13 protein-coding genes are annotated in these 12,583 nt (G+C 68.8%); 3 read left to right on the forward strand and 10 right to left on the reverse strand.

Annotation, left to right across the window (positions count from 1 at the left end; all coding sequences use genetic code 11):
• Positions 1-60 precede the first annotated feature (60 nt).
• Complete coding sequence (locus GGR66_RS10900; RefSeq protein WP_160967055.1) at positions 61-669, forward strand: glutathione S-transferase N-terminal domain-containing protein; 609 nt, start codon at positions 61-63, stop codon at positions 667-669.
• 48 nt (positions 670-717) lie between these two features.
• On the opposite strand, the gene prpE is transcribed toward GGR66_RS10900, so the two are convergent.
• From prpE to GGR66_RS10950, 10 genes are all read right to left on the reverse strand, one after another.
• Entirely contained in the window at positions 718-2,589 is a 1,872-nt protein-coding gene (gene prpE, locus GGR66_RS10905) for a propionate--CoA ligase (protein ID WP_184448269.1), read from the reverse strand.
• 163 nt (positions 2,590-2,752) lie between these two features.
• Entirely contained in the window at positions 2,753-3,037 is a 285-nt protein-coding gene (locus GGR66_RS10910; protein ID WP_184448270.1) for a hypothetical protein, read from the reverse strand.
• 62 nt (positions 3,038-3,099) lie between these two features.
• Positions 3,100-3,366 (reverse strand): hypothetical protein, encoded by a 267-nt coding sequence (locus GGR66_RS10915; RefSeq protein WP_184448271.1) that lies wholly within the window; start codon positions 3,364-3,366, stop codon positions 3,100-3,102.
• 70 nt (positions 3,367-3,436) lie between these two features.
• The gene (locus GGR66_RS10920; protein ID WP_184448272.1) at positions 3,437-3,745 is read right to left on the reverse strand and encodes a hypothetical protein; all 309 of its coding nucleotides are present in this window, start codon (positions 3,743-3,745) and stop codon (positions 3,437-3,439) included.
• 22 nt (positions 3,746-3,767) lie between these two features.
• Complete coding sequence (locus GGR66_RS10925; RefSeq protein ID WP_184448273.1) at positions 3,768-6,284, reverse strand: prolyl oligopeptidase family serine peptidase; 2,517 nt, start codon at positions 6,282-6,284, stop codon at positions 3,768-3,770.
• A 100-nt stretch (positions 6,285-6,384) separates the two neighbouring features.
• Positions 6,385-7,005: a glutathione transferase GstA gene (gstA, locus tag GGR66_RS10930; protein ID WP_184448274.1), complete on the reverse strand. Its 621-nt coding sequence runs from the start codon at positions 7,003-7,005 to the stop codon at positions 6,385-6,387.
• Between the two features lie 79 nt (positions 7,006-7,084).
• Positions 7,085-7,963, reverse strand: coding sequence for a LysR family transcriptional regulator (locus GGR66_RS10935; protein WP_184448275.1), 879 nt, complete (start codon positions 7,961-7,963; stop codon positions 7,085-7,087).
• A gap of 70 nt (positions 7,964-8,033) precedes the next feature.
• Entirely contained in the window at positions 8,034-9,020 is a 987-nt protein-coding gene (locus GGR66_RS10940) for a malate dehydrogenase (RefSeq protein WP_184448276.1), read from the reverse strand.
• Between the two features lie 36 nt (positions 9,021-9,056).
• A complete protein-coding gene (locus tag GGR66_RS10945) occupies positions 9,057-9,434 on the reverse strand; it encodes a glutaredoxin family protein (RefSeq protein WP_160967037.1) in 378 nt (125 codons plus the stop codon).
• 90 nt (positions 9,435-9,524) lie between these two features.
• Positions 9,525-10,019: a peptidylprolyl isomerase gene (locus tag GGR66_RS10950; protein WP_048490063.1), complete on the reverse strand. Its 495-nt coding sequence runs from the start codon at positions 10,017-10,019 to the stop codon at positions 9,525-9,527.
• Positions 10,020-10,218: 199 nt separating this feature from the next.
• Between GGR66_RS10950 and typA the strand changes: the two genes are divergently transcribed.
• Entirely contained in the window at positions 10,219-12,048 is a 1,830-nt protein-coding gene (gene typA / locus GGR66_RS10955; protein WP_160967035.1) for a translational GTPase TypA, read from the forward strand.
• Between the two features lie 16 nt (positions 12,049-12,064).
• A complete protein-coding gene (locus GGR66_RS10960; RefSeq protein ID WP_184448277.1) occupies positions 12,065-12,547 on the forward strand; it encodes a DUF2127 domain-containing protein in 483 nt (160 codons plus the stop codon).
• Positions 12,548-12,583: the final 36 nt, after the last annotated feature.

The following is a 12,583-nucleotide window of genomic DNA, read 5'->3' on the forward strand; positions in this document are numbered from 1 at the left end:
GCCAAGCGCCCCGCGCAGCGGGTACGCTCTGGCGTCCTGAATGATGCGGAGCCGCATGCCATGAAACTCTATTCCAAGCCCGGCGCCTGTTCGCTGGCCGATCACATCGCGCTGCGCTGGGCCGGATTGCCGTTCGAACTGAAGCTGCTCGATGCCGCCGCGATGAAGGCGCCTGCGTATCTGGCGATCAATCCGGCCGGCGCGGTGCCGGCGCTGCAGGTGGACGACTGGGTGCTCACCCAGAATTCGGCGATCCTCAACTACATCGCCGATCTCGCGCCCGACGCGCACCTGGCAGGCGACGGCAGCCCGCGCAGCCGCGCCGAAGTGCAGCGCTGGCTGGCCTTCCTCAACGCCGACCTGCATCCGGCCTTCCATCCGCTGTTCGGCAGCACCCGCTATCTCGACGATGCCGCGGTGATCGCGCGCACCCAGGAACACGCACGCGAGCGTGTGCGCACGCTGTATGCGCGCGTGGAGGCCGCACTGGAACAGCAGACCTGGCTGGGCGGCGCACGCCGCTCCATCGCCGACGCCTATCTGTTCGTCACCCTGCGCTGGGCGCGCGCGCAGCAGATCGCGCTCGGCGCCAACCTGCAACTGCATTTCGAACGCATGTCCGCCGATCCGCAGGTGCAGGCCGCGCTGCAGGCCGAAGGCCTGAGCTAAGCGTTGCCGCGAACGCCGGCGCATCTGCGCCGGCGTCGTCATGCGGCGTCAACCGCGCAAGGCGCGGCGAATCTCCTCCAGCGCACCGGGATCGTCCAGCGTCGACAGATCGCCCGGATCGCGCTGCTCGGCCAGTGCCTGCAGCGAACGCCGCAACAGCTTGCCCGAGCGCGTCTTCGGCAGTGCCTGCACCAGATACACCTGCGCCGGCCGCGCCACTGCGCCGAGCCGCTGCACCACGCACTGGCGCAGTTCCTCGACCACCGCCGCAGCATCCGGCGCGACATGCTTCAGCGTCGCGAACACCACCGGCACCTGCCCTTTCAATTCGTCGTGCATGCCGATCACCGCGACTTCGGCCACGTCGGCGTGGCCGGCGATGGCTTCCTCGATCTCGCGCGTGCCCAGGCGATGCCCGGCGACGTTGATCACGTCGTCGGTGCGGCCGAGGATGAAGGTGTAGCCGTCCTCATCGCGGATCGCCCAGTCCAGCGAGCTGTACAGCAGCGTGTCGAAGTGGCTGAAGTAGCTGCGCAGGAAGCGCGCATCGTCGTTCCACACCGTGGTCATGCAGCCCGGCGGCAACGGCGGTTCGATCACCAACACGCCCTTGCGCCCGGCCGGCACCTCCACGCCATGCTCGTCGACGATGCGCGTGCGGTAACCGAGATTGGGAAAGCCCGGCGAACCCGGTTTCACCGGCCGCAGCTCGACGCCCGGCAACAGGGTCAGCACCGGCCAGCCGGTCTCGGTCTGCCAGTAGTTGTCGATCACCGGCTTGCCCAGCGCTTCGCCGATCCACAGTGCGGTCGGCTCGTCCAGCGGCTCGCCGGCCAGGAACAGATAGCGCAGCGCGCTCAGGTCGCGCTCGCGCAGGTAGCGCGCCGGGTGCTTCTTGAGCACACGGATCGCGGTCGGCGAGGAGAACATGGTGCGCACGCGGTACTTCTCGCACAGCGCCCACCACACACCCGGATCCGGTTGCACCGGCAGGCCTTCGTACAGCAGCGAGGTCGCGCCGACGATCAGCGGGCCGTACACGTTGTACGAGTGCCCCACCGCCCAGCCCACATCGGAGGTGGAGAACATGGTCTGTCCGGGGCCGCAGTCGAACACCGTGCGCATCGACAGTGCCAGCGCCACCGCATGACCGCCGACGTCGCGCTGCACGCCCTTGGGTTTGCCGGTGGTGCCGGAGGTGTACAGCAGGTAGCTGGGCTCGTTGGATTCCAGCCACACCACGGGTACCTGCGTATCGCCGACCTCGGCGCGCAGCGCGGCATAGTCGACGTCGCGCCCGGGTACGCGCGGCTGCGCCGGATCCAGCCCACGCGAGACGATCAGCACCGTCGGTGGCGGCGCACTGGCTTCGGCGCACGCGGCATCGACCAGCGGCTTGTAGGGGATGCGCTTGCCGCCGCGGCTGCCGGCATCGGCGGCGATCAACAGCTTGGGCCTCGCATCGTCGATGCGCAGCGCCAGGTTGTGCGCGGCGAAGCCGCCGAACACCACCGAGTGCACCGCGCCGATGCGCGCGCAAGCCAGCATCGCGTAAACCGCCTCGGCCATGTTCGGCATGTAGATGACCACGCGGTCGCCGCGCTGCACGTCCAGCCGCTGCAGCACCGCGGCGAAGGCGTTGACCTCGCGGTGCAGCTGCGCGTAGGTGATCTCCTGGGTCTGCCCGGTTTCGCTGGACACCGCGACCAGCGCCAACTGCGCGGCGCGCGCGGGCAGGTGCCGGTCCACCGCGTTGTGGCACAGGTTGGTCAGCCCGCCGACGAACCAGCGCCGGAACGGCGGCGTGTCGTACTCCAGGATCGCCTGCGGCGGCCGCTCCCAGTGGATCGCCTGGGCCTGCTCGGCCCAGAATTCCTCGGGTTGCTCGATCGAACGTCGGTACAGCGTCGCGTAGTCCATGCCGCCCCTCCCAAGGCCGGTGCGCCGGCTCCGAGCATAGTCCTTTGGCGGGGAGGGCGTCGTTCCGACCTTGGTCGAAGGGGCCTAGACGGAGAACGCGGATCCGGCCTCGGTGCAGCACGCGCTATCGCACCTTTCAACGAAAAACTGCTGCGACGCCGCGTCAGCTCGAGGTGTCCTTGGCGAGCCAAGCCCTCATCGGCGCTATCGTCTCAGCGAAGCTCTGGAACCGTTCTTCGCGAATGAAATCGTCGTCGGGATATCCGAACCAGTAATGCACTGTCACCTGCTCGCCGCGACGCCGCACGTCCACAGAGTGCGTCTTCTTTTCGCCGAGAGCGAACAAGAGCGGCACCGTGCCATCCCACCTGCAATATGCGAAGTACCCTTCTGCAACCAACACGTTTACAAGGCGCTCGATCTCAACCGCGTCATCAGCGTGATGCATGCAGAACTCCTTAGCCACGATCCACGAGTGCTGCGAAACAGCATCGGCTCGAACGAGCTTCGTCAGGCGCGCTCATCGACCGCACGCAGCAAGACGATGTTCACACAGTCTTCCGACTCAAGTACCCAACCCGCGGCAGGCGTGTCGATCATGATGCCTTCGCCGAACTCGGACCGAAACCACTCTCTTGAGGCGACGTCTTCTTCCGGCGGAAAGTCGCCAGTGCTGACGACAAAGAGCACTTGCGATGGGCGTTCGTCGTCATGCCACCTGACCAGGTCCCCACGACGCACGGGAATCGTTGTACCCGGATAGCAGGGTCTGGCCATGCCTTGCCTCACGCCTGAATCGAGCCGCGCCGCAACGCGGCGTCGGCTGGACAAATCGCCGGATGCGGCACTACTTCCCCGGCACCGTAAACGTCACCACCACATTCTTCGGCGCCTGCTCGAAGCGCGCGACCACCGAGGCCTTGCTGAGTTGCACGATCTGCTCCAGCGGCTTGTGCGGGACGCCCTGGAAGTTGACCGTGACCTGGTCCAGGGCGCCGTTTTTCCAGTTGAAGCCGACCTGGGGCTTGCTGCCGACCGACGCTTCCAGGTCGGCAGCCACCTTCCGCGAATGCGCGTACGCATCCTTCACCGTGTCGACGGCATCGCATGCCGTGAGCGCCAGGAACAGCGGCGTCAGGAACAGGATCGATCGCATCGTACGCTCCCGGACCGCCCAGCTACTGCTTCTGCACCGCCGCGCTCGCCGCCGACGCCGCACGCGGCGGCGCCTGCTTCACGTAGCGGTCGAACCACTCCAGCATTTCTGCCACCACGTCCTCGTTGGACTCGCGCGCGGTGTACCAGTGCGGTTCGAACGGCAGCAGCACCAGCCGCGCGGTGCCGCCGAGGCCGCGGATGGCCTGGAACATGCGCGGCGCCTGGGTGGTCTCGGTGCCGGGGTTGGCGTCGTCCATGCCGTGCACCAGCAACAGCGGCTCGTTGATCTTGTCGGCGTGGAAGAACGCCGAGGCCTGCGCGTACACCTCCGGCGCGGCCCAGAACGAACGCCGCTCGTTCTGGAAGCCGAACGGGGTCAGGGTCTTGTTGTAGCTGCCGCTGGTGGCCACGCCGGCGCGGAACAGGTCGGTATGCGCCAGCAGGTTGGCCGCCATCAGCGCGCCGTGGCTATGCCCGGTGACGCCGATGCGGTCGCGGTCGACCACGCCCAGCGCCACCGCCTTGTCCACCGCCGCCTGTGCATTCTCCACCAGTTGCTGCAGGTAGGTGTCGTAGGCGGTCTTCGGGTCGCCGACGATCGGGAACGCGGCATCGTCGATGATCGCGTAGCCGGCCAGCAGCAACAGTTGGTAGGAATGCAGGCGGGTGAAGTCGCGGTCGTTGGCGCCGCTGACCTGGCCGGCCTTGGAGGCATCGGCGTAGTCCAGCGGATAGGCGTAGAGGATCGCCGGCACCCGCGTGCCTTCCTTGTAGCCGGGCGGCGTGTACAGGGTGAAGGACAGTTCCACCCCGTCCTTGCGCTTGTAAGTCACCAGACGTTTCTGGATCTGCCGCACCACCGGGGTCGGGTCGGGGAAGCGGGTCACCGGTGCCAGGGTGGAGGCGACCACTGCCTCGCCGGCCCCCGCGGCCGGCTGCGCCTGGCCCAGCGTGCGCAGGTACACGTTGGGCGGGTCGCTCGGCGACTGCCGCCAGGTCAGCAGGCGGCTGGTGTCGTCGCCGGCGAATCCGGCAAAGGCTTCGTCGACGTCGGCGCCGCTGCGGAACAGGCGCTGGGTCTTGCCGCTCGCCAGCTCGTAGCGGTCCAGGAACGGCCGGTCGCCGGCCGGGGTGGCGCCCTGTCCGCTCAGGAACAGCGCGCCGTTGTCCTCGCGCAGCACGTACTCGCCGTTTGGCAAGCGACGCAGCTCGGGCGTGCCCGGATCGGCGTACAGATCGTCGGTGGACAGGTCGAACAGCACCCGTCCGGCGCTGCCGGGGCGGTCCGCGTCCAACAGCGTGGTGCGGCGCCAGTGGCGGTTCTCGTCGTACTCGTCCAGCAACACCTGCCCACCCTGCGCGAACCAGCTCAAGCCGGCGTAACGCTGGGTCACCTTGGCCAGTTCGCGCGGCTTGCCGGTGAACGGCGCCGACAGGGTCAGCAGCTTGTCGCGGGCAGGAACGCTCGTCTTCCAGTCGCCGCCGTCCAGCGCCTCGGCCCAGACCAGGGTGGCCGGCTGGTTGGAACGCCAGCCGTAGGCACGCGGCCCGGTCGGCACGCCATGCACCGGCACCCGGTCGGCCACCGGCAGGTTGGCCAGCACGCGCTCGCTACCGTCGGCCAGGTCCAGCACCGCCACGTCGTGGGCGAAGCGGCCGTAGGTGGTGACGTAGGAATACGGGCGCTGCAGGCGCTCCACGCGCACGTGGCGGCCGTCCGGCGCGCCGTCGACCACCGAGTACACCGCCGGCTTGGCGATCGTGCGCAGTTTGCCGCTGGCGGCATCCACGGTGACCAACTGCGAAGTGGCGTAGTAGGTGAACTGGGCCTCGTCCTCGGGACTGGACAGGGTGTCGCGGGCCTCGTAGGTGCTGCTCTCGCCCTTGCCGCGGATCGCTTCCTTGACCTCCGGCCCCGGCGGCACCGCCGCCTTCACCGGCGCCGCGCCCAGATCCTGCGGCACCGTGCGCACCAGCAGCGTGTCGCTGCCGCCCAGCCACTGGATCTCGCCGCCCAACACGGGGTTGAGCTGCACGCCGTCGATGCGGCGCACCGCGCCGGTGGCGACGTCGCCCAGCCACAGTTCGACGCGGTCGGCCGCGGTGTTGTTGAAGGCGAAGCGGCGCCCGTCCGGCGACCACACCGGTTGTGCCGGACAGGCGCCGGCCGGCAGGGTGATCGCGGTCTGCTTGCCGCTGGCCACGTCGACCAGGCTGAAGCCGTCCAGGCAGGCGCGGATGCCGTAGCCGTTGGACATGTCGTGGCGCGCGTGGGTACGCGGCTCCACGCGCACCCCGGCCAGTTTCAGGTACGGCTCGGCGACGCGCGCGATCGGCGGGTAGGCCTGGCGCTCCACCAGCAGCAGGGTGCGCCCGGTCGGGTCCAGCCGCGGCGACGGATTGAGCGGCGCGCGCATCACGCCCAGCAGCGGCTCGGGCGGTTGCCGGTAACCGCTGTCGGCGGTGGCGGCATGGGCGGCAACAGGCAACGCACTGGCGAGCGCCAGCGCGCCGACCCAGCGGAACGGCATGAGCATGATCGAAACCCCCTTTCGAATGGCCCCGGCAACGTAGCACGGCCGCCGCGCAGCGGCCGAGCGCCGAAGGTCATGCCCGGCCGGACCGCGCCGCCCCGGCTCAGGACGGCGCCAGCGCCTGCTCGGCGGCCAGCGCCGCCACCACGCTGGGACGCTGCGCGATGCGCGCCGCATAGGCGGCCAACGCCGGATGCGCGGCCAGCGACAGGCCGAACCGCGGCAGCCAACCGAGTACGGTGAACAGGTAGGCATCGGCCACGCCGAAGCGCTCGCCGAGCAGGTACGGCCGCGCGCTTAGCGCGGTCTCGGCATGGCCATAGCGCTGCAGCAGGCGGGCGGCGACCGCGGCGCGCCGCTCCGGCGCCAGCCCGGCATCGAACAGCGGCACGCTGCCGGCATGCAGTTCGCTGTTGATGAAGGCCAGCCACTCGTACAGGCGATAGCGCGGCAAGGCGCTTGCCTCCGCCGGTGGCACCAATGCCGCCTGCGGACAGCGGTCGGCCAGGTACAGCAGGATCGCCGGCCCCTCGGTCAGCACCTGGCCGTCGTCCAGTTGCAGCGCGGCCACATAACCCTTGGGATTGATCGCCCGGAAATCCTCGCCCTCGGCAGTACGCTTGCTGCGGTTGTCCACCCGCACCAGCCGGAACGGCAACTGCAGTTCGCGCAGCACGATGTGCGGCGCCAGGGAACAGGCGCCAGGAGCGGCATAGAGGTGCATCGAAACGGTCTCGCAGGGGCACCGGACAGTCGGCGCGCGCAGTGTGCGTGGCACGGGGGCCTGTCGAGAAACAAGAATGTCAGGGCGCGCCAGTAGCGCTGCTAATGGCTTCGTCCAGGAACCCGCGCAGTTGCAGCGCGGCCGGCGCCACGTGCGCAGCGGCGACCAATGCGAAGCGGCGCTGCAGCCGCGGCTGCAACGGCAGGACCTGCACGCCGTCGCGCGCGGCCGGCAGCACCGACGCCGGCAGCAGGCTGACGCCCGCGCCATCGCGCACCAGGGTCCACGCGCTGGACCAGTCGCGCACCTGCAGGCGCAGGTCGGCGATCGTCAGTCCCTCACGCTCGGCCAGGCGCTGCGCATGCAACCAGCAACCGCCGGTAGCCAGTACGAACGGCAGCGCCAGCAGCTCCGTCAGGGCGATGTCGCGCGCCTGCGGACGCGCCAGCGCCGGCGGCAGCACCGCCAACCATTCGTCCGTGCCGAACACCGTAGCGTCGCGCTCCGGCGCCGGATCCAGCACCACGCCCAGGTCGACGTTGCCGGCCGCCAGCCAGGCCTCGACCTCTTCGTCGCTGCCTTCCAGCCAGACCACGCCCATGTCCGGATGCGCCCGCTCGAACGCGCGCAGGCGCGGCGCCAGCCAGGGCCGCGACGAGGCGAACCCGGCTACCCGCAGCGACGGCGCGGCGGGCGCACGTTGCGCCCTGGCCAGCGCCTGGACGTGCGCCAGCTCGGCCAGCATCGCCCGCGCATGCTCCAGCGCATGCGCTCCGAACGGCGTCGGCTGGATCCGCCCGCGCTCGCGCAGCAGCAGCGCTGCGCCCAGCACGTGCTCCATCTGCGCGATGGCCTGGCTGGCGCCGGACTGGGTGATGCCGCAGCGCGCGGCGCCTGCGCTGATGCTGCCGCACTCGACAACGGCGACGAACAGCCGCCAGTGGATCAGATTCATCATGTCGGTCTTCCCACAACGCGAAACGCCGGGCAGGGCCCGGCGTTCCGTGACGACGCGATCGCGGTGGCGATCAGCCCAGCAGGTGGGCCACGCCGCTGCGCTCTTCTTCCAGTTCGGCCAGGGTCTTGTCGACGTACTTCTGGCTGAAGTCGTCGATCGGCAGATCCTTGACGATGGTGTACTTGCCGTTCTCGGTGGTGACCGGGAAACCGAAGATCACGCCTTCCGGGATGCCGTAGGAGCCGTCGGACGGCACGCCCATCGTCACCCACTTGCCGTTGCTGCCAAGCACCCAGTCGCGCACGTGGTCGATGGCGGCGTTGGCGGCCGAGGCGGCCGAGGACAGGCCGCGCGCTTCGATGATCGCCGCGCCGCGCTTGCCCACGGTCGGGATGAAGGTGCCGGCGTTCCATTCCTGGTCGTTGATCGCATCGGCGATGGAGGCGCCGTCGGCGGTGGCGAAGCGGTAGTCCGGGTACATGGTCGGGCTGTGGTTGCCCCACACCACCAGCTTCTCGATGCCGCCGACCGGCTTGCCGAGCTTGAGCGAGAGCTGGCTCAGCGCGCGGTTGTGGTCCAGGCGCAGCATGGCGGTGAAGTTCTTCGGGTTCAGGTCCGGCGCCGACTTCATGGCGATGTAGGCGTTGGTGTTGGCCGGGTTGCCGACCACCAGCACCTTGACGTCGCGCTTGGCCACCTTGTTCAGCGCCGCGCCCTGCGCGGTGAAGATCTTGGCATTCTCCAGCAGCAGGTCCTTGCGCTCCATGCCCGGGCCGCGCGGACGCGCGCCGACCAGCAGGGCGATGTCGGCGTCCTTGAACGCGACTTCGGCGTCGTCGGTGCCGACCATGTCGGCCAGCAGCGGGAACGCGCAGTCTTCCAGCTCCATCATCACGCCCTTCAGCGCGGCCTGGGCCTTCTCCATCGGCAGTTCCAGCAACTGCAGGATCACCGGCTGGTCCTTGCCCAGCATTTCGCCGGAGGCGATACGGAACAGCAGGGCATAACCGATCTGGCCGGCGGCGCCGGTCACGGCAACACGAACGGGTGCTTTCATGGGGGATTCCTCTGCTAAGAAAGTGGGTGGGGTGGATCAGTAGACGCGATAGCCCAGCGGCTGCAGGTGCAGGTCCAGGGCGGCGGTGTCGTAGCCTTCGACCACGTGCTGGCCGATCACGGTGATTGGCACGCCTTCCAGGCCCAGCGCGGCGGCGGCCTGGCGGCCGGCCTCCTGCTCCACGTCCAGGACCGTGTAGCGGACCTGGGCGCGGGCGAAATCGGCCTGTTGCCGGCGGCAGTAGCCGCACCAGTCGGCGGCGAGCATGACGATGCCGTCGTCGCCGGTCAGCAGGCGCGGGTCGCCGGCAGCCAGTGCGGCCGACGGTGCCGAGGCCGCGCTGCGCCACCACGCGTGCACGCCGCCGCCGATCACGAGCAGCAGCAGGCACAACACAAGGGGGCGCATCGTCATCGGCGGTCGGGTGCGGCAGTCAACCGGGAAATGGTAGCACGCAGGGTCTGCGCGCCCGGCCGCAGGACCGGACGCGCGGACAGCGCCGGATCAGGCGTCGAGCGTGCGGTTCCACTCGGCGACGCGGTCGGCCTTGGCCGCCAGCACCGCGTCGGCGTCGCCTTCGATGGTGATCTTGTTGATCACGTCGCCCTGGGCGACGCTGTCGACCACATCCAGGCCCTCGAGCACCTTGCCGAACACGGTGTGCTTGCCGTCCAGCCACGGGGTGGCGGTGTGGGTGATGAAGAACTGGCTGCCGTTGGTGCTGGGGCCGGCATTGGCCATGGACAGCACGCCGCGGTCGTGGCGCACGCCGTTGTTGGTCTCGTCCTCGAAGCGATAGCCCGGGCCGCCGCGGCCGGAGCCTTCCGGGCAACCGCCCTGGATCATGAAGTCGGCGATCACGCGGTGGAAGTTCAGCCCGTCGTAGAAGCCGCGCTTGGCCAGGTTCACGAAGTTGGCCACGGTCAGCGGGGCCTTGTCGGGATACAGCTCGATCTTGATCGGGCCGCGGGCGGTGTCGAAATGGGCGATCAGGGACATGGGATTCCTTGGAAACGGGGGCGTCATGAGGGGCGCATAGGATACACGGCGCCTTGTTCAGGCTTCGCCCGCGCCCGCCGCCGGCGCCTGAACGGGCCTGCCCGGCCTGCCGCCGCCGGGCGCCGGCAGGCGCCACGGGATCCGGGTATACTAGGTGGCTTCCTTTCCTTCCTTCTGGCGCCGGCTGGCCCCCTTTCGCATGTCCATCGAAAATCTTCGCAATATCGCCATCGTCGCCCACGTCGACCACGGCAAGACCACCCTCGTCGACTGCCTGCTGAAGCAGTCCGGCACCCTGTCCGAGCGCACGGTGCTAGCCGAGCGCGTGATGGACAGCAACGACCAGGAAAAGGAACGCGGCATCACCATCCTGGCCAAGAACACCGCCATCACCTGGCAGGGCAACCGCATCAACATCGTCGACACCCCCGGACACGCCGACTTCGGCGGCGAGGTGGAGCGCGTGCTGTCGATGGTGGACACCGTGCTGATCCTGGTCGACGCGATGGACGGCCCGATGCCGCAGACCCGCTTCGTGACCCAGAAGGCGTTCGCGATGGGCTTCAAGCCGATCGTGGTGGTCAACAAGATCGACCGTCCCGGCGCGCGCCCGGACTGGGTGATCGACCAGGTGTTCGACCTGTTCGACAAGCTCGGCGCCACCAACGAGCAGCTCGACTTCCCGATCGTCTACACCTCGGCGCTGAACGGCTACGCCTCGCTTGACGACAGCGTGCGCGACGGCGACATGACCCCGCTGTACGAAGCGATCATGCGGCACGCGCCGAAGCCGGACGTGGACCCGGACGGCCCGTTCCAGATGCGCATCAGCCAGCTGGACTACAACAACTTCGTCGGCGTGATCGGCATCGGCCGCATCCAGCGCGGCGTGCTGAAGAAGAACATGCCGGTGGCGGTGATCGACCGCGAAGGCAAGAAGCGCCAGGGCAAGGTGCTGCAGGTGCTGGGCTTCCTGGGCCTGGAGCGCATCGAGCAGGACAGCGCGCAGGCCGGCGACATCGTCGCCATCTCCGGTATCCAGGAGCTGACCATCTCCGACACCGTGTGCGCGCTGGAGGCCCCCGAGGCGCTGCCGCCGCTGACCGTGGACGAGCCGACCATCTCGATGACCTTCCAGGTCAACAACTCGCCGTTCGCCGGCAACAAGGACCTGTCCGGCGGCAAGTTCCTGACCAGCCGCCAGCTCAAGGACCGGCTGGAGCGCGAGACCGTGCACAACGTGGCGCTGAAGGTGCAGCAGCTGGAAGACGCCGACAAGTTCCTGGTCTCCGGCCGCGGCGAGCTGCACCTGTCGGTGCTGATCGAGAACATGCGCCGTGAGGGCTTCGAGCTGGCGGTGTCGCGCCCGGAAGTCATCATCAAGGAGATCGACGGCAAGCTGATGGAGCCGGTCGAGCAGCTGGTGGTGGACATCGAGGAACAGCATCAGGGCGGCGTGATGGAAAAGCTGGGCACCCGCAAGGGCCAGCTGAAGAACATGGAGCCGGACGGCAAGGGTCGCGTGCGCCTGGACTACATGATCCCGGCGCGCGGCCTGATCGGCTTCCAGAACGAGTTCCGCACCCTGACCCAGGGCTCGGGCCTGCTGTTCCACGTGTTCGACCACTACGGCCCGAAGGAACAGGGCGCCATCGCCAAGCGCCAGAACGGCGTGATGATCGCCAACGCGCCGGGCGCCACCCCCGCCTACGCGCTTGGCCCGCTGGAAGAGCGCGGCCGCCTGTTTGCCGCCGAAGGCGACAACGTGTATGAAGGGCAGCTGGTCGGCATCCACTCCAAGGACAACGACCTGACCGTCAACGCGATCAAGACCAAGCCGCTGACCAACATGCGCGCCTCGGGCAAGGACGATGCGATCAAGCTGACCCCGGCGATCAAGTACACGCTGGAGCAGGCGCTGGACTTCATCGAGGACGACGAACTGGTCGAAGTCACCCCGAAGGAGATCCGCTTGCGCAAGAAGCACCTGACCGAAAACGAGCGCAAGCGCGCCGGTCGCGCAGGCTAAGCGGCAGCGCACGCCTATGGCCGCCGACAAGGCGTACAACCCGGATCCGCACGCGCATCCGGGCCTGCACCTGATCGCACTGCTGGAGGCCGGCAAGGGCCTGCTCGCGGTGTTGGCGGCCACGGGGCTGGAACTGATGGGTCCAGCCCCGCTGCGCGCGGGGGTGGACAAGCTGATCGTGCGCTTCAGCCTGGATCCGGACCACGGTGCCCTCCCCTCGCTGCTGACCATGATCAGCCCCGGCGCGGTGCACCTGGCCGCTGCCGGCATGCTCGCCTACGGCGTGTTGCACATCATCGAGGCCTGGGGCCTCTGGCGCGCCAAGGCCTGGGCCTCGCTGCTGGGCTGTATCTCCGCAGCCATCTACCTGCCGTTCGACGTCTACGCGATCGTGCGCCACCCCGGCTGGGCCTCTTGGGCGGTGCTGGCGATCAACCTCGCCGTGGTCGGCATCCTGGCCCGCGATCTGGTGCGGCGCCGGCGGCATCCTCGGGCCTGAGCTGCATTGCCCGATGCAAGAGGCGGGACGCCGCTC

The sequence above is a fragment of the Xanthomonas sp. 3498 genome (genome assembly GCF_014199795.1).
Lineage (GTDB): Bacteria > Pseudomonadota > Gammaproteobacteria > Xanthomonadales > Xanthomonadaceae > Xanthomonas_A > Xanthomonas_A rydalmerensis.